The 19,574-nt window shown below is 60.5% G+C and carries 19 protein-coding genes; 14 read left to right on the top strand and 5 right to left on the bottom strand.

Going from position 1 to position 19,574, the window contains the following annotated elements; all coding sequences use genetic code 11:
- The first annotated feature begins 14 nt into the window (after window positions 1-14).
- Window positions 15-1,559: a trimethylamine methyltransferase family protein gene (locus tag ACR0MO_RS04325; protein ID WP_480889869.1), complete on the top strand. Its 1,545-nt coding sequence runs from the start codon at window positions 15-17 to the stop codon at window positions 1,557-1,559.
- Here the strand turns inward: ACR0MO_RS04325 and ACR0MO_RS04320 are convergent, their stop codons facing one another.
- A complete protein-coding gene (locus ACR0MO_RS04320; RefSeq protein ID WP_170518233.1) occupies window positions 1,560-1,859 on the bottom strand; it encodes a DUF6477 family protein in 300 nt (99 codons plus the stop codon).
- A gap of 240 nt (window positions 1,860-2,099) precedes the next feature.
- Here ACR0MO_RS04320 and ACR0MO_RS04315 point away from each other — a divergent pair, with 240 nt between their 5' ends.
- Together ACR0MO_RS04315 and ACR0MO_RS04310 are read left to right on the top strand one after the other, a co-directional pair.
- On the top strand, window positions 2,100-3,170 hold the full coding sequence (locus ACR0MO_RS04315; protein WP_480890879.1) for a DUF6456 domain-containing protein: 1,071 nt from the start codon (window positions 2,100-2,102) through the stop codon (window positions 3,168-3,170).
- Between the two features lie 50 nt (window positions 3,171-3,220).
- Window positions 3,221-4,144 (top strand): LysR substrate-binding domain-containing protein, encoded by a 924-nt coding sequence (locus ACR0MO_RS04310; RefSeq protein WP_480871596.1) that lies wholly within the window; start codon window positions 3,221-3,223, stop codon window positions 4,142-4,144.
- 48 nt (window positions 4,145-4,192) lie between these two features.
- Here ACR0MO_RS04310 and ACR0MO_RS04305 read toward each other — a convergent pair whose 3' ends face one another.
- Window positions 4,193-4,741, bottom strand: a complete 549-nt coding sequence (locus ACR0MO_RS04305; RefSeq protein WP_480581420.1) for a redoxin family protein — start codon at window positions 4,739-4,741, stop codon at window positions 4,193-4,195.
- 261 nt (window positions 4,742-5,002) lie between these two features.
- Between ACR0MO_RS04305 and lipA the strand changes: the two genes are divergently transcribed.
- Together lipA and ACR0MO_RS04295 are read left to right on the top strand one after the other, a co-directional pair.
- Window positions 5,003-5,953 (top strand): lipoyl synthase, encoded by a 951-nt coding sequence (gene lipA, locus ACR0MO_RS04300; protein ID WP_170518239.1) that lies wholly within the window; start codon window positions 5,003-5,005, stop codon window positions 5,951-5,953.
- Entirely contained in the window at window positions 5,950-7,092 is a 1,143-nt protein-coding gene (locus ACR0MO_RS04295) for an amidohydrolase (protein ID WP_480889866.1), read from the top strand. Before lipA ends, ACR0MO_RS04295 begins: the two co-directional genes overlap by 4 nt.
- 9 nt (window positions 7,093-7,101) lie before the next feature.
- On the opposite strand, the gene hpt is transcribed toward ACR0MO_RS04295, so the two are convergent.
- Window positions 7,102-7,647: a hypoxanthine phosphoribosyltransferase gene (hpt, locus tag ACR0MO_RS04290; protein ID WP_170451130.1), complete on the bottom strand. Its 546-nt coding sequence runs from the start codon at window positions 7,645-7,647 to the stop codon at window positions 7,102-7,104.
- A 73-nt stretch (window positions 7,648-7,720) separates the two neighbouring features.
- Here hpt and ACR0MO_RS04285 point away from each other — a divergent pair, with 73 nt between their 5' ends.
- Together ACR0MO_RS04285 and ACR0MO_RS04280 are read left to right on the top strand one after the other, a co-directional pair.
- On the top strand, window positions 7,721-8,167 hold the full coding sequence (locus ACR0MO_RS04285) for a type II toxin-antitoxin system RatA family toxin (RefSeq protein ID WP_170451128.1): 447 nt from the start codon (window positions 7,721-7,723) through the stop codon (window positions 8,165-8,167).
- 38 nt (window positions 8,168-8,205) lie between these two features.
- Window positions 8,206-9,501, top strand: coding sequence for an MmgE/PrpD family protein (locus ACR0MO_RS04280; RefSeq protein ID WP_170451126.1), 1,296 nt, complete (start codon window positions 8,206-8,208; stop codon window positions 9,499-9,501).
- Here ACR0MO_RS04280 and pyrC read toward each other — a convergent pair.
- Window positions 9,498-10,535 (bottom strand): dihydroorotase, encoded by a 1,038-nt coding sequence (pyrC, locus tag ACR0MO_RS04275; RefSeq protein ID WP_170451124.1) that lies wholly within the window; start codon window positions 10,533-10,535, stop codon window positions 9,498-9,500. The genes ACR0MO_RS04280 and pyrC overlap by 4 nt on opposite strands.
- 133 nt (window positions 10,536-10,668) lie before the next feature.
- Here pyrC and ACR0MO_RS04270 point away from each other — a divergent pair, with 133 nt between their 5' ends.
- Both ACR0MO_RS04270 and ACR0MO_RS04265 read left to right on the top strand, forming a co-directional pair.
- A complete protein-coding gene (locus tag ACR0MO_RS04270) occupies window positions 10,669-11,577 on the top strand; it encodes an AAA family ATPase (protein WP_170518257.1) in 909 nt (302 codons plus the stop codon).
- A gap of 58 nt (window positions 11,578-11,635) precedes the next feature.
- Window positions 11,636-12,892, top strand: a complete 1,257-nt coding sequence (locus tag ACR0MO_RS04265; RefSeq protein WP_480889861.1) for a vWA domain-containing protein — start codon at window positions 11,636-11,638, stop codon at window positions 12,890-12,892.
- Window positions 12,893-12,895: 3 nt separating this feature from the next.
- Here the strand turns inward: ACR0MO_RS04265 and ACR0MO_RS04260 are convergent, their stop codons facing one another.
- Entirely contained in the window at window positions 12,896-13,396 is a 501-nt protein-coding gene (locus ACR0MO_RS04260) for a hypothetical protein (protein WP_170451001.1), read from the bottom strand.
- 220 nt (window positions 13,397-13,616) lie between these two features.
- Between ACR0MO_RS04260 and ACR0MO_RS04255 the strand changes: the two genes are divergently transcribed.
- The 5 genes from ACR0MO_RS04255 (at window position 13,617) to ACR0MO_RS04235 (ending at window position 19,548) form a co-directional block, all read left to right on the top strand.
- Window positions 13,617-14,585: an XdhC family protein gene (locus ACR0MO_RS04255; RefSeq protein WP_170518262.1), complete on the top strand. Its 969-nt coding sequence runs from the start codon at window positions 13,617-13,619 to the stop codon at window positions 14,583-14,585.
- Entirely contained in the window at window positions 14,582-15,583 is a 1,002-nt protein-coding gene (locus tag ACR0MO_RS04250; protein ID WP_480889858.1) for a molybdopterin-binding protein, read from the top strand. The genes ACR0MO_RS04255 and ACR0MO_RS04250 overlap by 4 nt, the downstream gene beginning before the upstream one ends.
- A 153-nt stretch (window positions 15,584-15,736) precedes the next feature.
- Window positions 15,737-16,222 carry a (2Fe-2S)-binding protein gene (locus ACR0MO_RS04245; RefSeq protein ID WP_170518265.1) on the top strand — a complete coding sequence of 162 codons (486 nt, stop codon included), beginning with the start codon at window positions 15,737-15,739 and terminating at the stop codon, window positions 16,220-16,222.
- A gap of 79 nt (window positions 16,223-16,301) precedes the next feature.
- Complete coding sequence (locus tag ACR0MO_RS04240) at window positions 16,302-18,713, top strand: xanthine dehydrogenase family protein molybdopterin-binding subunit (RefSeq protein WP_480889856.1); 2,412 nt, start codon at window positions 16,302-16,304, stop codon at window positions 18,711-18,713.
- Window positions 18,714-18,756: 43 nt separating this feature from the next.
- Window positions 18,757-19,548 carry an FAD binding domain-containing protein gene (locus tag ACR0MO_RS04235; RefSeq protein WP_480889853.1) on the top strand — a complete coding sequence of 264 codons (792 nt, stop codon included), beginning with the start codon at window positions 18,757-18,759 and terminating at the stop codon, window positions 19,546-19,548.
- Window positions 19,549-19,574 lie beyond the last annotated feature (26 nt).

Raw genomic sequence — 19,574 nt, 5'->3', positions numbered from 1 at the left:
GACGGGATTTTCTCATGGCAGAGGCAAACACCCGGCGCAGGGCGAGAGGCGGCGGTGGCGCTGCCCGCCGGGCCGAGCGCACCGCGGTTCGCATCGAAACTGCAAAGTATATCGAACGCAATATTCCGAATTTCGAAGTTCTCAACGAAGAAGCGTTGGAGATCATCGAATACAACGCGGAAACCGTGCTGGAAGAGATCGGCGTCAACTTCGTCGACAACCCGGCGGCGCTGGAACGCTGGCGCGATGCGGGCGCGGATATCGATGGTGAGCGTGTGCGCATCCCGCGCGGTCTGGCGAGTGAGTTGATCAAGACCGCCCCCAGCCAATTCACACAACACGCCCGCGACCCCGAGAAATCGGTCGAAATTGGCGGCCGCAATCTGGTGCTTGCCCCGGTCTATGGCCCGCCATTCGTGCGTGACGCGCAGGGCGGTCGCCGTTATGCGACCATGGATGACTTCAACAAATTCGTGAAACTGGCCTATATGTCCAAGTGGCTGCACCACTCGGGCGGGACAGTGTGCGAACCGACCGATATTCCGGTGAACAAGCGTCACCTGGATATGCTCTTGGCGCATATGACCCTGTCGGACAAACCCTTTATGGGATCCGTGACCGACCCCAGCCGCGCGCAGGATTCGGTTGAGATGTGCGAGATCCTGTTCGGCAAAGAGTTCGTGCAGGAAAATACGGTGATGACCTCGTTGACCAACATCAACTCGCCGATGACCTTCGACGATGTGATGATGGGGTCCCTGGAGGTCTATGCGCGCAACAATCAGGCCTGCATCATCTCTCCGTTCATCGTGGGCGGCGCGATGGCTCCAGTGTCGGTTGCCGGGACGCTGACGCAGGTTCTGGCCGAGGTTCTGGCCGGTGTCGCCTATAGCCAGATCATTCGCCCCGGCGCGCCTGCGATCTTTGGCGCGATGGTGACCTCGATCGACATGAACTCGGGCGCGCCGACATTCGGAACGCCCGAAGCCTCGCACATTACCTACGGCGCGGGCCAGTTGGCGCGGCGTCTGAACCTGCCTTACCGTTCGGCCGGCTCGTTCTGCGGGTCGAAACTGCCGGACGCGCAAGCGGCGTATGAAACAGCCAACTCGTTGAACATGGGTCTGCTATCGGGTGTGAACTTCATGCTGCATGCCTGCGGCTGGCTTGAAGGCGGTCTGGTCGCTGATTTCGAGAAATTCGTCATGGATGCCGATCAACTGGGCATTCTGCACGGCTTGGCCAAAGGCGTGACCTATGACGAAAACGCGCTGGCCATGGACGCGATCCGCGAAGTCGGGCCGGGCGGTCACTATCTGGGTTGCGCGCATACGCAGGCCAATTTCAAGGACGCGTTCTGGAAAACCGAAATGCTGGACTACAAGCCGTTCGAGACCTGGCAGGAAGAAGGCGCCCGCGATACGCGCGCCCTGGCAACGGCGCGGGTCGAGCATCTGCTGGCAAACTATCAGCAGCCGCAGATGGACCCGGACAAAGCCGCCGCGCTTGAGGCTTATGTGGCGGAAAAGAAAGCCTCCATGCCGGACGCTTTCATCTGATCAAGTAGTGTACGAGGCGCGGCTGGCCTGATACAGCTGCGCCTCGCCCAACAGGGCAATCAGAAGATCCAGATGCCGGACCAGAGAATAGGCAGCATCTTCTTCTTTTCGTTGCTCATTTACCTCTCTCTCAAGCTCTAGCAACCGCATCAGGGCCGCGCCTGTGCCGGGCAGCGAACCATATCCCAGAATGCGTTGCAGGTGCCGGTCCCGATTGTAATCCTGCGCCCCGTGTTTGGCCGCCCGTGCCAGCAGTCGGGGGCGGCGAAGCGTTGTGATCATGGTCATCAGGTCCTGCATGTTCGTGTTCCCTTGTACGAGCTTTGACGGCCTGTTTGTCACACAACCTAAGCGGGTGTTGCCTTAGTTCGGCTCCCCCCGAACGATGGTTTCACGACTGTTTATCTTTTTGAATCAAATCTGGTTCCAGGCCGTTGGGGTTAACGAACGAGTAACGAAAGCACCTCTAGTTAGATTTGGTTAACTCAAATTCCGAGGGCGAAAAGTGGCAGTCTGTTTTGTCGACGAGGGCAAATGAATATGGAAAACAACGTGGCTTTCACCATCCCGGCATGGGTGCCTGAAGGGGCGCAAAGATACCTTGCTCATACCGAGACCGGCCGATCGATACGGGATATCGCGCGATCGGCAGGGTGCCATGCGTCGACCATTCTTCGGCAGATCAGACGCATTGAAATGCGCCGTGACGATCCGCTTGTGGATGCAGCCCTGCAATCGCTGGCCCAAACCCATTTTTCGAATTCCGAAAACCACCGTGCCTTGCCGGACGAGGGGGAAGAGGACGTTTTCGATCAGGAAGCCATGCGCGTTCTGCGCCGTTTGTGCGAAACCGGGTCGGTGCTTGCCGTGGCCGAAGATATGGACAAGGCAGTTGTCGTTCGGGATACGGGCGAGGCCGGTGCGACCCGAACCGCCGTGGTCGAATGCAGGATTGCACAGGCGCTGGCCTTGCAGGACTGGATCACCTGCGACAATCCCGGGCGGATTTCACGGTATAGGATATCGGCATCAGGTCGCACCGCGCTAAGCCGTCTTGTGGCCAAGGCCGAAAACAAAGCCCGCGCGCGCAATGAATTTGGTATGGCCGAGGCGCAAACACCGTTTCAGGCCAAAGCCGCCTCGGACCAAGGCGACCGGGCGCGGCGCATCCGCTATAGCGCTGCAGAAAGCCCGCTGATCGCGCTGGCGCGGCGTCGGGATCGGGACGGTAAACCCTTTCTGGACGAGACCCTTGTCAGTGCAGGAGAGCGCCTGCGCGAAGATTTTGAACTGGCGCAGATCGGCCCTCAGGTGGCGCAGAATTGGGACCGGTTTCTTACAAGCGGTGGCCGGGGCAGTTTCGGCAGCGAGTCGCATGGCGGACGCGGGTCCTCTGATGCGCGCGACCGGGTGGCGCGGGCCTTGTCTGATCTGGGTCCGGGTCTCAGCGATGTTGCCTTGCGGTGTTGCTGCTATCTGGAAGGGCTGGAATTGGCGGAAAAGCGTATGGGATGGTCGGCGCGGTCCGGTAAAATCGTCCTGCGCATCGCTTTGCAGCGCCTGAAACGACACTATGAAGATCAGGCTGAACGGGATCGGATGATCGGTTAGAAGTCATACATAACCCTTGCAGATCACTTGGGTGGTGATAAGCAGGGGTTATGAATTTCACACTCAGACAGCTGCAATATTTTCAGGCCGTGGCCGAGCAGCGCAACTTTGGGCGCGCGGCGCAGGTCTGTAACGTATCGCAGCCTGCTTTGTCCGTTCAGATCAAAGCGCTTGAGGAAACCATGGGCGGTGTGCTGTTCGAACGGCAGGCGCGCGATATACTTCTGACACCGCTTGGCCGGGATGTTCTGGACCGCGCGCGGCTGATCCTTGGTGCCGCAGACCGTTTGGATCAATTTGCGCGCGATCATTCAGGCGGGCATCGGTCGCTGTCGATCGGGATCATCCCGACCATTGCGCCGTATCTGCTGCCCGGCGTTCTGGCCGGGTTAAGGGCCGGCGATGTCTTGCTGCGGGTGCAGATCCGCGAGGCCAGAACCGAACACCTGCTGACCCTGCTGCGTACCGGAGAGATTGACGCCGCTGTTCTGGCCCTGCCTGTCGCGGGGTCGGAGTTCAGGGAGACGCCCCTGTTTCAGGATCAGTTCCTGTTGGCAGGCAGCGCCGCGCGGTTGGAAAAAGTATCCGCAACCCCGGACATGCTGCGCCCGCTGGACCTGCAATCTGCGCAATTGATGCTGTTGGAAGACGGTCATTGCCTGACGGATCAGGCGCTTGAGGTATGTGGTCAGGATCGGGGCAGCGGCCAGATCAACATGGGCGCATCCTCGCTGGCGACCCTGTCGCGCTTGGTGGCCGAAGGGTTTGGCCTGACCCTGATCCCGGAACTTGCCGCACGGGCCGAGGGTGAGGCGGTTCCCGGCCTGAAACTGCTCCGCTTTGGCGCGCCACAACCGGCCCGCACTGTGGGTCTGGTCCGCCGTGCGTCCAGCGGGGATGAAGACTGGTCTGACCGGCTGGCCGAGGTTATCCGCGAGGTCGGAGAATCCATCGTGTCCGCCACCCGAAACTGAAAAGGCCCGCCGAAGGGGCGGGCCAATCCGATAAAGACGGATCGTGCCTCAGGCCAGTTCAGGCTCAGCCACCTGTTGCAGGTGCTGCATCAGGTTTTCCGGCGAGGACACGCCATAGGGATCTTCAGGGCAGTTATCCATCAGGCCGGGCTCTTCGAACCATGCCTCGACCACGCCGTCATTGATGATCGCAGCATAGCGCCACGAGCGCATTCCAAAGCCCAGATTGTCCTTGTCGACCAGCATGCCCATCTTGCGGGTGAACTCGCCGGATCCGTCCGGGATGACCTTGACGTTTTTCAGGCCCTGATCCTGCGCCCATTTGTTCATGACAAAGCTGTCATTGACCGACATGCAGTAAATCTCGTCCACGCCCTTGGCGACGAAATCTGCGTGACCTTTTTCGAAACCGGGCAGTTGATAGGTCGAGCAGGTCGGCGTGAACGCGCCAGGAAGCGAGAACAGGATGACCCGCTTGCCCGCAAAGTAATCTGCGGTTGTCATGTCCTGCCAGCGATAGGGGTTGGGGCCTTCGACAGCCTCGTCGCGGACGCGGGTGTGGAAGGTAACCTGCGGCAGTTTGGTTCCGGTTTTCACGTTCAAGCTCCTGTGATTCACATGTGATCCGGGCGTGATTTAAAACAGGTCTAAACTGCCTTCAATCCAAGAAATGCTGCGGGCGCAAAGCGTCGCGTTTGGGTTTGTCTATTGAAATGTATGGCAAAGATGTAGTTTAAGGTTAAACTAAATTGCACTATTGGGATGGCTTGCATGGCGGCTATGCGTCGCTGGCGTAACACCTATGACTGCTTTATGTTATGAGAACAGAAAGTTGACCCAAAGTCAGGAAAACAGCCCGTGCGAGATCTGAAAATCCCCGAGCAACGTCACCCCGAAAAGGCGCATCGCCCGGACAATGCACAGCCCAAGAAACCGAAATGGATCCGGGTCAAGGCCCCCGGTGGGAAAGGCTATGCCGACACCCATAAGATAATGCGTGAAAACAATCTGGTCACCGTCTGCGAAGAGGCCGGGTGCCCGAATGTAGGCGAATGCTGGAGCCAGGGCCACGCCACCATGATGATCATGGGCGAGATCTGTACGCGCGGCTGCACCTTCTGCAACATCGCCACCGGGCGCCCCGATGCGCTGGACGTGTTCGAGCCCGGCCGCGTGGCACATGCGGTTGAAAAACTGGGTCTGAACCACGTGGTGATTACCTCGGTGGATCGCGATGACCTGACCGATGGCGGGGCCGAGCATTTTGCGCAGACCATCCGCGCGGTCCGTCATCGCTCGCCCAAAACGACGATTGAGATTCTGACGCCGGATTTCCTGAAATGCGCGCCCGAAGTGCTCGAAACCGTGGTCGAAGCGAAACCGGACGTGTTCAACCACAATCTTGAGACCGTACCGGGCCTTTATCCCGAGGTCCGCCCCGGCGCACGGTATTTCCACTCGCTGCGCCTGTTGCAGCGCGTGAAAGAACTGGACCCGTCGATCTTCACCAAATCCGGCATCATGGTGGGTCTGGGTGAAGATAAACAATCGGTCGGTCAGGTGATGGACGACATGCGCGCAGCCGATATCGATTTCCTGACCATCGGGCAGTATCTGCAACCGACGCCCAAGCACCACGCGGTAGATCGGTTTGTCACGCCTGAAGAGTTCGAGTCGTACGAAAAAGCGGCCTATGGCAAAGGGTTCCTGATGGTCTCGGCCACGCCGCTGACCCGGTCGTCCTATCACGCAGGCGATGATTTCGCCCGCCTGCGCGCCGCCCGGCAAGAGAAGCTGGGGCAGGCGTGACACCTGACACGCTGGCGCGGCTGATCCGGCTGCGCCACGACTTGCACAAACAGCCCGAACTGTCCGGAGCCGAGCACGAGACCGCCGCCCGGATTGCGGATGAGTTGCGCGGCATCGGCGCGGATAGCGTATTGACCGGGCTTGGTGGGCACGGCGTCGCCGCTGTGTTCGACGGCGGTCGGGACGGGCCATGCGTTGGTATTCGGTGTGAGCTGGATGGGTTGCCGATTCAGGAACTCTCGGATGTGCCTTACGTCTCGCAGAGACCGGGCCGGGGGCATCTGTGCGGGCATGACGGCCATATGTCGATGGTGTTGGGCGTGGCGCTGGCGTTGCAGGAACAGCGCCCCGAACGCGGTCGCGTTGTTCTGATCTTCCAGCCTGCCGAAGAAACCGGGCAGGGGGCCGAAGCCTTCCGGGTTGATCCGCAATTTGCTGAAATCGCGCCTGATTTCGTGTTTTCGCTGCATAATCTTCCGGGTTTGCAGCTTGGCGCGGTCGAGCTGTGTAAAGGCCCCGCCAATTGCGCGTCACGCGGGATGCGTATTGCGCTGACCGGCAAAACTTCGCACGCAGCGGCGCCTCAGGACGGCGTATCTCCGGCCGGCGCATTGGCGGCTTTGATCCCGGCTTTGACAGCGCTTGGTGGCGGTGGCGTGCTGAACGCGGATTACGCGCTGACCACGATCACCCATGCCAGCTTGGGAGAGCAAACATTCGGCGTCGCCCCCGGACAGGCCGAGCTTTGGGTAACGCTGCGAACGGTATCCGACGACCGGATGTCCAAACTGATTGCGGATGCCGAGACCCTGGTGCAGCAGGTCTCGCAGTCCGATGGGCTGGGTGCCACGATAACTTACGAAGACGTTTTCGACGCCTGCACCAATCATTCGGATGCGGTAGAGATTTTGGCCCAAGCCTGCGCCGCCCAAAACGTTGCGTGCAAACGGACCAACACACCGCAACGGTTTTCCGAGGATTTCGGCCAATTCAGCAAAGGCGCGAAGACCGCGATGTTCTGGCTTGGGGCCGGGCGCGATCATCCGCAGTTGCACAACTCGGATTACGATTTTCCCGATGTGTTGATCCCGATCGGAACCGGAATCTTTCTGAATGCGGTCCGTCAGGTTTTGGGTTAAGCCAGCCGCTTACGTGTCTTCGGTAAAGCGCACCTTGCCAATAAAGGGCAAATTGCGATTGCGCTGTGCGTAATCAATTCCGTAACCGACAACAAACTCATCCGGGATCTCAAACCCGATCCAGTCCGAGCGGAAATCAACCTCGCGTCGGCTGGGTTTGTCCAGCAGGGCGATGGATTTCAAACGCTTCGGATTGCGGCTGTGCAGCAGGTTGGTGACGTGGTTCAGCGTGTGACCGGTGTCGACAATATCCTCGACCACCAGCACGTCGCGCCCTTCAATTGCGCCGCGCAAGTCTTTGAGAATGCGCACTTCCCGGCTACTTTCCATCGAATCGCCGTAAGACGACGCCTCAAGAAAATCGACCTCGATGGGCAGGTCCAGCTCGCGCACCAGATCGGCGATGAAGACGAAACTGCCTCGCAACAGGCCCACCACAACCAGCTTGTCGGTATTGCCGAACTCCTCGGAAATCTTGCGGCAAAGCTCCTCAATCCGCGCCGCGATGGCCTTGGCCGAGATCATCTCATCTATCACATAAGCGCGGTCAGTCATCGCAGCCCCCTTGATCTTTGGCGCGCAACATACGACATGACGCGCCATTGTCACCTTTAAATGCCTGAATGCCATGCCCATCCACTCGGAAACCCGCCACCTGCCATACACCGCCCAGCAGATGTATGATCTGGTCGCGGATGTGGCGAAATACCCGCAGTTTCTGCCCTGGTGCGCAGCGGCCCGTATCCGCAAGACCTATGCGGCAGGCGAGGCCGAGGTGATGGAGGCCGATCTGGTCATCTCATTCAAAGTGTTTCGCGAACGGTTCGGCAGCCGGGTGACGCTGTTCGCGGATCAGAAGAAGATCGACACCGAATATCTGGACGGTCCGTTCAAATACATGAAATCCGACTGGCAGTTCGAAGACGCGCCGGACGGGGGCTGCAACGTGTCGTTCCATGTGGATTTCGAATTCAAGAACGCCATCCTGCAGGGCATCATTGGCGTGGTCTTCAACGAGGCCATGCAGCGCATCGTTCGCGCGTTTGAGGCTCGTGCCGCCGAGCTTTACAGCTAAGGCTTTACCAACGAACGGCGCACGTTAGACTGCGCCTCATGTCAGATTTCACATCAGCATTGGCGGCTTTTGCCGCGGGCCCGATCTCGACCACTGCGCAGGCACGGATTGTCACGTCGCTATCTGTTCTGGATTGGGTCGCCGTTGGCCGCGCCGGGGCGGATGAACCAGTATCCAATACCGTTCGGGATATGGTGCTAGAGGAGGGGGGCACCGCCCAGGCGCATATGTTCGGCGGGGCGCGCGCGCCCCTTCGCGCGGCGGCTCTGGTCAATGGTACGGTGTCCCATGCCTTGGATTATGACGACACCCATTTCGCCCATATCGGCCACCCTTCGGTCGCGGTTCTGCCTGCAGCGCTGGCGGTGTCGGAATGGGATGATCGTATTCTTGTGGACTTCCTCGAAGCGGCCCTGATAGGGATGGAGGTCTCGATCCGCATCGGCCTGTGGCTGGGGCGCGGCCACTATCAGGCCGGGTTTCACCAAACGGCAACGGCCGGGGCCTTTGGGGCGGCGGTGGCGGTGGGGCGTCTGTTACAGTTCGACGCCGATCAGATGCGTCAGGTGCTGGGCCTGACGGCGACCCGTTCGGCGGGTCTGAAGGCTCAGTTCGGCACGATGGGCAAGCCTTACAACGCGGGTTTGGCAGCCTCGAATGGGGTTGAGGCGGCGCTGCTGGTCAAGCGCGGATTTGAACCCAACGCGGACGCGCTGGAAGGGCCCTATGGCTTTGGCGCGACGCATCAGGGGGCTGCGGATGCTGCGGCCGCTCTGGATGGGTTGGGCGACGAATGGCTGTTCGAATCCGTCAGCCACAAGTTCCACGCCTGCTGCCATGGGTTGCACGCGGCGCTAGAGGCGGCGCTTTCTTTGGATATCGCCGAACCCGAAGTGGCCGAGATCAAGGTAATAACCCACCCGCGCTGGATGAGCGTGTGTAACCAGATATCTCCGACCACCGGATTGGGCGCGAAATTCTCGTATCGCACGGTGATTGCAATGCAGGCGTTGGGATATGACACCGCGTTACCGGGCAGCTACTCTGAGAAGGTCTGTGCCGACCCGCGCATCCGGTCGCTGCAAGATCGTATCACTGTCGAAGCGGATGACTCCCTTTCCGAAACTGAGGCTCGCCTGACCTTGCTGCGGCGCGACGGGGCGCGGCGCGAGGCAACCTATGACCTCATGACCCCAATGTCTCTGTCCGACCGGGAAGACCGGGTACGTGCCAAAGCCTCGAAACTGATCGGAGGGATTGAGGCGGACGCGATCTGGTCGATGCTGCGCACCGGTGGTCGCGCCCGCGATCTGGCTGCAAAACTGGCGGGTTAGTCCACGCGCCAGTGCAGGGGAAAACCGGGGTCGAACACGGTAACCGGGCCATCTCCGGTTTCGATCTTGTCGGGGTATTCGACCGGTTCGCCTTTGGTCAGCGTGATCGAACCTTCGTTCACAGGCAGGCCATAGAAGGCAGGCCCGTTCAGGGAAACGAACCCTTCCAGCTTGTCCAACGCCCCTTCGCGGTCGAACATCTCGGCCACCAGCGACATGGTGTTGGTCGCCGTGAAGCACCCCGCGCACCCACAGGCCATTTCCTTGTTGTCATCGGTATGAGGCGCGCTGTCGGTGCCCAGGAAATAGCGTGGATCACCCGAGGTCGCGGCTTTCAGCAGCTCTAACCGATGCTCCTCGCGCTTGGCGACGGGCAGGCAGTAGTAATGCGGTTTGATCCCGCCAACCAGAATGTGGTTGCGGTTGATGATCAGGTGATGCGCCGTGATTGTTGCGCCCAGATCGGTGTCGTTGGCTTTGACGTACTGAACACCGTCACGGGTCGTAATATGCTCCATCACCACCCGCAGGCCCGGCGTGGACTTGCGGATCGGGTCCAGAACGCGGTCGATGAACACCGCCTCGCGGTCGAAAATGTCGATCTCGGCATCTGTCACTTCACCATGCACACACAGGGGCAGGCCAATCTCGGCCATGCGTTCCAGCACAGGGCGTACATTGTCGAAATTCCGCACGCCGGAATGCGAATTCGTCGTGGCCCCCGCCGGATACAACTTGACCGCCTTGACCAGCCCGCTTGCATGGGCAGCGGCCAGATCGTCCGGGTCCGTATCCTCGGTCAGGTACAGGGTCATCAGTGGTTCAAAGGATATCCCCTCGGGCAGCGCGGCCATGATGCGCTCGCGATAGGCGGCGGCATGGGCACCGGTCACCACCGGGGGCACCAGATTGGGCATGATGATCGCACGGCCAAAATGGCGTGCGGTTTCGGGCAGAACGGCCTGCAGCATCGCGCCATCGCGCAGATGCAGGTGCCAGTCGTCGGGGCGGCGGATCGTGATGCTATCGGTCATGACGCACCCGCTAGCACAGACCCCGCCGCCGGAAAAGACCTTGTCAGCGCGCAGGATCGCCGTACCTCTTCCCCCACCGCAGGCTTGACGAAGACCCCGGCCCATGACCTGTTAGGCCGCAAGGAGAACATGCATGACCCAACCAAGTTCCATTGATGCCGTTCAGCAAACACTGGGCGCGCAAGGTTACGTGTGCGGCCGGGCATTGGCGACGGTGGTTTTTCTGGCGCTCAAGCTGGGCCGCCCGCTGTTTCTGGAAGGTGAGGCAGGCGTTGGAAAGACCGAAATCGCAAAGGCATTGGCCGCGGGTTTGGGGCGCCGCCTGATCCGCCTGCAATGCTATGAGGGGCTGGATGCCTCCTCAGCCGTCTATGAATGGAACTTCCCGGCGCAAATGGTTGCCATCCGCACGGCTGAGGCCGCAGGCGGTGCGGACCGAACAGCCCTGCAAACCGAGCTGTTCTCGGACGATTACCTGATCGAACGCCCTTTGCTGCAAGCCATGCGACCGGATGAGCACGGCGCGCCGGTTCTGCTGATAGACGAACTCGACCGCACCGATGAACCTTTTGAGGCGTTCCTGCTGGAAGCGCTCAGCGACTTTCAGGTCACAATCCCCGAACTCGGCACCGTCCACGCGCCCGAACCGCCCATCGTCATCGTCACCTCGAACCGCACGCGCGAGGTGCATGACGCCCTCAAACGCCGCTGCCTCTACCACTGGGTCGACTACCCCGACTTCAACCGCGAGATCGAAATCCTGCACGCCCGCGCGCCCGAGGCCGCCGAGGCGCTCAGCCGCGAGGTTGTCGCCTTTGTTCAACGCCTGCGCACCGAAGACCTGTTCAAAAAGCCGGGTGTGGCTGAAACCATCGACTGGGCCAAATGCCTGCTGGCGCTGGACGTCATCAATCTCAGCCCCGAGGTTATCGGCGATACGCTCGGCGCGATCCTGAAATACCAGGACGACATCCAGAAACTGCAAGGCTCTGAGGCCAAACGCATTCTGGATGAGGCAAAAGCCGACCTCGAACCCGCTTGATGCTTCTTCTGTTTAAAAATACCTCGGGGGTATGGGGGCAGAGCCCCCATGAAAGGTAATGGCCGAACACCTCACGCTCGACACCCCCGCAGATCCGAAACTGGCGCAAAACATCACCCATTTCGCCCGTGCGCTGCGCAAGGCGGGACTGCCCATCGGGACAGGTCGGGTGGTCGACGCAATTCGTGCCGTGCAGGCGGCGGGTTTCACCCAACGGCAGGATTTCTACTGGACCCTGCATGCCTGTTTCGTGAACCGACCTGAACATCGCACCGTCTTTGCACAGGTTTTTCGCCTCTACTGGCGCGACCCGCGCTATCTGGAACACATGATGTCCATGATGCTGCCCGCCATTCGGGGCGTGCAGGAAGAACGTAAAGCAGACGCTGCCGAAAAGCGCGCAGCCGAGGCGCTGCTGGACGGGGTTGACCGTGATCTGCCCGAGGCTGCGGAAGATGAAGGCGAAACCGAGCTCGACATTGACGCCTCGCAAACCGCGTCTTCCGAAGAACGCCTGCGCAGTCTGGATTTTGAGCAGATGAGCACGGATGAAATCGCGCAGGCCAAACGCCTTCTGGCGCGTCTTGCCTTGCCGGTTCATCCGATTGCCAGCAGGCGGGCGCAGGCCAACCCTCTGGGCCACCGCATCGACCGCGCCAGAACCCTGCGCGCAGCCATGCGTCAGGGTGGTGAGATACGGGACATTGCGCTGCAAAAACCTAGGCCACGCTGGCCCAATCTTGTGGTTCTTTGCGACATCTCGGGTTCAATGAGCCAATACAGCCGCTTGATCCTGCATTTCCTGCACACCGTCTCGAACGCCAAAGGCGCGGGATGGGCCAAGGTCCACGCTTTCACCTTTGGCACAAGACTGACCAATATCACCCGCCACTTGCACCAACGCGACGTGGACGCCGCGCTGGCCGCCGCCGGGGCCGAAGCGCAGGATTGGGAGGGTGGCACACGGATCGGGGACTGTCTGCACGCGTTCAACCGCGACTGGTCGCGGCGCGTGATGGGGCAGGGTGCCGTTGTTCTGCTGATCTCGGACGGGCTGGATCGTGGCGACACGGACGCCTTGGCGAAAGAAACCAAACGTCTGCACCTGTCGGCGCGCCGTCTGATCTGGCTCAATCCGTTGCTGCGATGGGATGGGTTCGCACCAAAGGCGCAGGGTGTGGCTGCCATGCTGCCGCACGTGGACAGCTTCCGCGCCGGTCACTCGATTGCATCGCTCGAAGATCTGGCGACCGTCATTTCGGAACCACAGGATGTAGGTGAGAAAGCGCGGCTGATCTCCGCGCTTTCCGGCTAAGCGTCAGCCCAGCTGTTTTTCATTGCACTCGCGCGCCATTTCGATGGCTTTGTAAGTGCCGGTCAGATCGACAGTGAATCCAAAGGATTTTTCCGGGAACACGATCATGACCTTCTGTTTGGCCAGATCTTCCGCGAATTGCGGATCGTCCGACAGCACGTAGCCGCCTGAATATCCCTTGGTGATGTTTCCCTTCATGCCCGTGGCCTCGCCCAGATACAGGTTGTCGCCCAGAATGATCGCCACGGCTTCTTTCTCACCGCGCTTGATGTCCGTTTCGGCTTTGGTAAAGACGCCGACATAGCCCACGGCGCGATCCTCGGTCAGGCCCATTTGAACCACGTTTTCCGAGTCATCGATCGCTTCGATCAGGCAGGATTTCTTTTCATTGTCGATGAAGACCTTCCAGCCTTCGACCTCGCCATAGCGTTCAAATGTATCAGCCCAGGCTGCGGTTGACGCCAACAGCCCAAAGGCTGCGCCGAGTGTAAGAATGCGTTTCAACTCTCTGTCTCCGTTTTGAAAATGGGGGCACGTCCGGGATTGGCCCCGAAGGTAGCTGCAGGCTAAAAGCACGGGCGCAGACAATCAATGCTTTGCTTATGTGAATACGAAGGAGCCTTCGCCCCCAAGCGACCTCGTCCTTGAGCGGGGACCGCCCCCCACATGCTTTTCTTCCCGCTTTTCCTGACTATGTTGAGTCCGATGACCTCAGGAGGCTTCGATGGAGCGATTCGACAACAGCCCGGAAACCGCTTTGGACTGGCACCGCAAAGGACGCGGTGCGGCCTTGGCGACGGTGGTCGAGACCTGGGGCAGCGCACCGCGCCGGGTGGGCGCTCAGTTGGTGATTGGCGGTGATGGGCGGATCGAAGGGTCCGTGTCCGGCGGGTGCGTCGAAGGCGCGGTGATTGTCGAGGCGCTGGAAGCCATTGATGAGGGCGAGGCACGATTGCTGGAGTTTGGTGTCAGCGACGAAGACGCCTTTGCTGTGGGTCTGGCCTGTGGCGGCACCATCCGGGTTCTGGTTGAACCGGTTGGCCGCGTCCTGCCAGAATCGATGCTGGCCGAACTGGTCGCCGCGCGGGCAGCGCGCGAGCCGCTGGCTTATGAGGTCAATATCAACAGCGGCCACCGCGCCCTGCGGCGCAACAAATACCCCGACCGACTGCGTATGGACCGGTCAGGGTTCGAAGAGGATGCAGAGACCTTTGTCGCCGTCCATAACCCGCCGTTGCGCCTGATCGTCGTCGGTGCGGTTCACATCGCGCAGGCTCTGGTGCCAATGGCGCGGATTGCGGGATATGACCCGGCCATCGTGGACCCGCGCGATGCCTTCGCGTCGGATGCGCGTTTTCCCGGTGAAAAGATTCTCACCGATTGGCCGGACGAAGCCGTTTTGAAACTGGGACTGGACACGCGCACAGCGGTTGTTCTGCTGACCCATGACCCCAAGCTGGACGACCCCGCGCTGCAAGCCGCGTTGGAGGCGGACGTGTTCTACATCGGCGCGCTGGGGTCAAAGCGAACCCATGCCAAACGGGTCGAGCGTATGGTTGCTGCCGGGTTTACCGATGCGCAGATCGGCAGAATACACGGGCCAATTGGTCTGGACATCGGGGCCACTGATCCTTCGGAAATTGCCGTTGCGATCCTGGCTCAGATGACGGCTGTTCTGCGAGGCAAGGCATGAAGTTTGGCCCGGTGCCCGTAGCCGATGCAAGCGGGGCGATTCTGGCGCATTCGGTCATGGCCGCGGACCGCAAACTGCGCAAGGGTCTGAGACTGACCGAAGATCACATCGCACAACTGACACAGGCCGGTTTGACCGAAATTGTCGTGGCCCGTCTGGAACCCGGCGACTGTCACGAGGACGAAGCGGCTACGCTGCTGGCCAAGGCTTTGGTACCTGACCCGGCAGCGGCGAACCTGCGCGTGACCGAAGCATTTACGGGGCGCGTCAATCTGCTGGCCAACGGGCCGGGCGTCGTGGCGCTGGACGTGGCCGCGCTGGAGCAATTTAATCAGGTCAACCCAATGATCACCGTCGCCACAGTTCCGCAGCATCAGCAGATGAGCGACGGCGGAATGGTCGCGACGATCAAGGTTATTTCCTACGCCGTGCCCGAAGTAGACGTTCAGCGCGCAGCAAGCCTTGCGCAAAGCGCAATTCAACTGATTGCGCCGGTTCACAAGACCGCTGGTCTGATCGTGACGGATATTCCCGGCGGACCACCGAACGAAAAAGGCATCGCGGCCATGCGGGGGCGGGTCGAACTGTTGGGGATGGAGTTGTGCGACGTGCAGATCGTCGCGCATGACACCGATCCCCTTGCGAAGGCCATTGCCGGAACGCAGGGCGACGTTCTGATGATCCTGACCGCCTCGGCCACCTCGGATGTGGATGATGTGGCACCTTCGGCTGTGCGGGCAGCGGGTGGGGCGGTGGATCGGTTCGGCATGCCGGTCGATCCCGGCAACCTGCTGTTTCTGGGCGCGATGGGGGATCGGCCCGTGATCGGCCTGCCGGGTTGCGCACGCTCGCCTGCTTTGAACGGCGCGGATTGGGTTCTGTCCCGCGTTGCCTGCGGTGTCGAGACCACAGGCGCGGATATTGCGGCCATGGGTGTGGGCGGATTGCTCAAGGAAATCCCGACACGACCTCAGCCGCGCGCCCAGCGCAGGCCGTGACGCTACGGCATTTTGACCTCTATCCCCGCCACTTTAGGTTATGAGTGTTAAGCGACGCTTGGGGCGTTGAACGCGACAAGATTTTTGTTCTCAAACGAAAATTCCCGTGTTTAACTCGGTCGCAAGGGAGAAAATCAAAACTGGGAGGAACTCATGACACAGGTCTCAATGACCGTGAACGGTAAATCCGTAAGCGGTGACGTCGAAGGCCGGACCCTGCTGTCCAGCTTTCTGCGCGACCACCTGTCGCTGACGGGCACACATGTAGGCTGCGACACGGCCCAATGCGGCGCCTGTGTGGTGCATGTGAATGGTGAGGCGGTCAAATCCTGCAACATGCTGGCGCTTGAGGCTGATGGGGCCGACGTGGGTACCATCGAAGGGCAGGCCAATCCGGACGGGTCGCTGAATGTCATTCAGCAGGCATTTCAGGATCACCACGGGCTGCAATGCGGGTTCTGCACGCCGGGTATGGTGATGAGTGCCGCGGCCCTGCTGAATGACAGTCCGCGCCCGACCGAGGCCGAGATCCGCAAGTATCTGGAAGGCAACCTGTGCCGTTGCACCGGATACCACAACATCGTCAAGGCGATCATGGCCGCTTCGGGTCAGGACGCCAGCAGCATCGCTGCCGAATGATGCCACTGCGGGCGTAAGGGAGACGCCCGTGGGATGACAGAGGATGCATCCGCATCCGTTTATGGGAGGAGAACAAGCAATGCCCAAAGACAGTGGCATCGGAGCCAGTTCCAAGCGCCGCGAGGACGTGCGCTTTCTGACCGGAGCAGGCAATTACACCGACGACATCAACGTACATAACCAGGCCTATGTGCATTTCCTGCGGTCCGACATAGCGCATGGGCGGATCAAATCCGTCGATACTTCGGCGGCCGAGGGGATGCCGGGTGTGGTCAAGGTTTTCACCGGCAAGGATTTCGAAGGCGTGGGCGGGATGCCCTGCGGCTGGGAAGTGACCGACAAGCACGGCGCGCCCATGCAGGAACCTCCGCATCCGATTCTGGCCCAGGGCAAGGTGCGCCATGTAGGCGATCCGATTGCCGCCGTTGTGGCCGATAGTCTGGAACAGGCCCGCGACGCCGCCGAGGCGATTGAGGTCGATATCGAAGAACTGCCTGCCGTGATCGACATGAAGGCCGCCGCGCAGGATGGGGCGACGCTGGTCCATGACGATCTAAAAAACAACATCTGCTATGACTGGCAGTTGGGTGAGGCCGACGATGCCAAGGTCAATGAGGTGTTTGCCAACGCGGCGCATGTGACCACTCTGGATCTGGTGAACAACCGATTGGTTGCTAACCCGATGGAGCCGCGCGTTGCTGTCGCTGAATACGCTCGGGCGACCGAGGAATATACGCTTTATACCACCTCGCAGAACCCGCATGTGATCCGTCTGCTGATGTGCGCCTTTGTTCTGGGCCTGCCTGAACACAAGGTCCGTGTGGTCGCGCCGGATGTTGGCGGTGGTTTCGGCACCAAGATCTTCCACTATGCGGAAGAGGCGTTCGTGACATTTGCCGCCAAGGCCTGCGGCCGTCCGGTCAAATGGTCGTCCAGCCGGTCCGAGGCGTTCATGTCGGATGCTCATGGTCGCGATCATGTCAGTACCATCGAACTGGCGCTGGATGCCGATAATAACTTCATCGGTCTGCGCACGAATACCTTCGCGAATCTTGGGGCGTATCTGTCGACCTTCTCGAGTTCAGTGCCCACATGGCTGCACGGCACGTTGATGGCGGGCAACTACAAGACGCCGGTCATTCAGGTGAACGTTAAGGCGATGTTTACGAACACTGTTCCGGTGGATGCTTATCGCGGTGCGGGTCGACCCGAGGCGACGTTCCAGTTGGAACGCGTGGTGGACAAGGCCGCGCGCGAGTTGGGCGTCGATCCGATTGCCCTGCGCCGCCAGAACTTTGTCACCCAGTTCCCCTATGACACGCCGGTGGCGCTGACCTATGACACCGGCAACTACAATGGGACTATGGACAAATTGGAGGCCGCCGCCGATCTGGCGGGCTTTGCCGCGCGCCGGTCGGCCAGTGAAGCCAATGGAAAACTGCGTGGTCTTGGCATCAACTGCTATATCGAGGCGTGCGGGATTGCGCCCTCGAACATCGTTGGCATGTTGGGGGCCCGCGCGGGTCTTTATGACGCGGCGACGGTGCGGGTGAATGCCACCGGTTCGATCAGCGTCATGGTCGGCGCGCATAGCCACGGGCAGGGGCACGAAACCGCTTTCCCGCAGGTTGTGGCCGACATGATCGGCATCGACGAGTCGATGGTTGAGATTGTGCATGGTGACACCTCGAAGATCCCGTTTGGGATGGGGACCTATGGGTCTCGGTCTCTGGCGGTCTGTGGCTCGGCCATGGTCAAGGCGACAGAGAAGGTGATCGAGAAGGCCAAGAAGATCGCCGCCCATCTGCTGGAAGCGTCCGAGGCTGATATCGAGCTGAAGGATGGTCAATTCAGCGTGGCAGGCACCGACAAGTCGGTGGCCTGGGGCGATGTGACCCTGACCGCCTACGTGCCGCATAACTACCCGCTGGAGGTGGAGCCCGGGCTGGAAGAGACCGCGTTCTACGATCCGGCCAACTTCACCTTCCCGGCAGGGGCCTATGCGTGTGAGGTCGAGGTCGATCCTGAAACCGGTCAGGTCAGCATCGAAAAGTTCACCGCTGCGGATGACTTCGGCAACATCATCAACCCTATGATCGTTGATGGTCAGGTTCATGGCGGGATCGGGCAGGGGATCGGTCAGGCCCTGCTGGAGAACTGCGCCTATGACGAAAACGGGCAACTGCTGAGCGCGTCTTTCATGGATTACGCGATGCCACGCGCAGATGACGTGCCGTTTTATGGCGTGGATCATTCCAGCCAGACGCCGTGTACGCATAACCCGTTGGGGGTGAAAGGCTGTGGTGAGGCCGGGGCGATTGGCTCTCCGCCTGCGGTGGTCAATGCGGTGCTGGATGCGCTGAATTCGGGCGGCAAGGCGGTCGATCACATCGACATGCCCGTGAGCCCGTCGCGCGTTTGGGGGGCGAAAAACAGCGGAGAGTTTGGGGTGCGAGGGGCCACCCCTTCGCGCTCCCCGGGATATTTATAGCCAGATGAAGGGCGGATCCGCGCCTTTCGGAAAGGAAGACGAAATGTACAATTTCGAGTTTGAGAAGCCCTCGACCATCGCGGATGCGGTTGCTGCGTTAGGGTCTGAAGATGCGCAGGCGCTGGGGGGTGGGCAGACGCTGATTCCGACTCTCAAGCAGCGGTTGGCTGCGCCGTCGAAACTGGTGTCGATGAGCGGGATTGCCGAGATGCAGGGGGTTTGCATCGAGGATGACGGCTTGGTCGCTATTGGCGGGGCGACACCACATGCGGTGGTGGCGCGCGAGGCTGCGGGAAACTATCCGGCGTTGGCAGCGCTGGCGGGCCAGATCGGTGATCCGGCGGTGCGTAATCGCGGCACCCTTGGCGGGTCCATCGCCAATAACGATCCGGCGGCGTGTTATCCGGCTGGTGTGTTGGGATCGGGCGCGACGGTTGTGACCAATACGCGGCAGATTGCGGCGGATGATTTCTTTGACGGCATGTTCAGCACGGCACTGGATGAGGGTGAGATCATCACATCGGTCCGGTTCCCGGTGCCGCAGGCGGCGAGTTATCAGAAGTTCCTGCAGCCAGCCTCGCGCTTTGCCCTGGTCGGTGTGTTTGTGGCGCGGTTCTCGGATGGTGCACGTGTTGCCGTGACGGGGGCCAGCGAGGATGGCGTGTTCCGGTGGTCCGAGGCCGAGGCGGCGCTGAAAACTGCGTTCCGTCCTGATGCGTTGATGGATCTGAAGGTCAACCCGATGAACATGATTGCCGATCTGCATGGCAGCAAGGAATACCGTGCGCATCTGGTTGGGGTGATGACCAAGCGGGCCGTTGAAGCCTGTATGTGAAGCTGGCAGGTTTTTCTGGAAAGCCC

The organism is Ruegeria sp. K5, assembly GCF_056531805.1.
This window is presented reverse-complemented; position numbering and strand designations above follow the sequence as displayed.

What these genes read in the sequence shown, in the direction of transcription:
- pyrC (WP_170451124.1), bottom strand. Translation starts at nt 10,535, where the DNA reads ATGACCGATAGCATCACGATCCGCCGCCCCGACGACTGGCACCTGCAT.
- ACR0MO_RS04270 (WP_170518257.1), top strand. Translation starts at nt 10,669, where the DNA reads ATGACCCAACCAAGTTCCATTGATGCCGTTCAGCAAACACTGGGCGCG.
- ACR0MO_RS04285 (WP_170451128.1), top strand. Translation starts at nt 7,721, where the DNA reads ATGCCCATCCACTCGGAAACCCGCCACCTGCCATACACCGCCCAGCAG.
- ACR0MO_RS04320 (WP_170518233.1), bottom strand. Translation starts at nt 1,859, where the DNA reads ATGCAGGACCTGATGACCATGATCACAACGCTTCGCCGCCCCCGACTG.
- ACR0MO_RS04325 (WP_480889869.1), top strand. Translation starts at nt 15, where the DNA reads ATGGCAGAGGCAAACACCCGGCGCAGGGCGAGAGGCGGCGGTGGCGCT.
- ACR0MO_RS04265 (WP_480889861.1), top strand. Translation starts at nt 11,636, where the DNA reads ATGGCCGAACACCTCACGCTCGACACCCCCGCAGATCCGAAACTGGCG.
- ACR0MO_RS04310 (WP_480871596.1), top strand. Translation starts at nt 3,221, where the DNA reads ATGAATTTCACACTCAGACAGCTGCAATATTTTCAGGCCGTGGCCGAG.
- ACR0MO_RS04280 (WP_170451126.1), top strand. Translation starts at nt 8,206, where the DNA reads ATGTCAGATTTCACATCAGCATTGGCGGCTTTTGCCGCGGGCCCGATC.
- ACR0MO_RS04250 (WP_480889858.1), top strand. Translation starts at nt 14,582, where the DNA reads ATGAAGTTTGGCCCGGTGCCCGTAGCCGATGCAAGCGGGGCGATTCTG.
- ACR0MO_RS04245 (WP_170518265.1), top strand. Translation starts at nt 15,737, where the DNA reads ATGACACAGGTCTCAATGACCGTGAACGGTAAATCCGTAAGCGGTGAC.
- ACR0MO_RS04255 (WP_170518262.1), top strand. Translation starts at nt 13,617, where the DNA reads ATGGAGCGATTCGACAACAGCCCGGAAACCGCTTTGGACTGGCACCGC.
- hpt (WP_170451130.1), bottom strand. Translation starts at nt 7,647, where the DNA reads ATGACTGACCGCGCTTATGTGATAGATGAGATGATCTCGGCCAAGGCC.
- ACR0MO_RS04235 (WP_480889853.1), top strand. Translation starts at nt 18,757, where the DNA reads ATGTACAATTTCGAGTTTGAGAAGCCCTCGACCATCGCGGATGCGGTT.
- ACR0MO_RS04315 (WP_480890879.1), top strand. Translation starts at nt 2,100, where the DNA reads ATGGAAAACAACGTGGCTTTCACCATCCCGGCATGGGTGCCTGAAGGG.
- ACR0MO_RS04240 (WP_480889856.1), top strand. Translation starts at nt 16,302, where the DNA reads ATGCCCAAAGACAGTGGCATCGGAGCCAGTTCCAAGCGCCGCGAGGAC.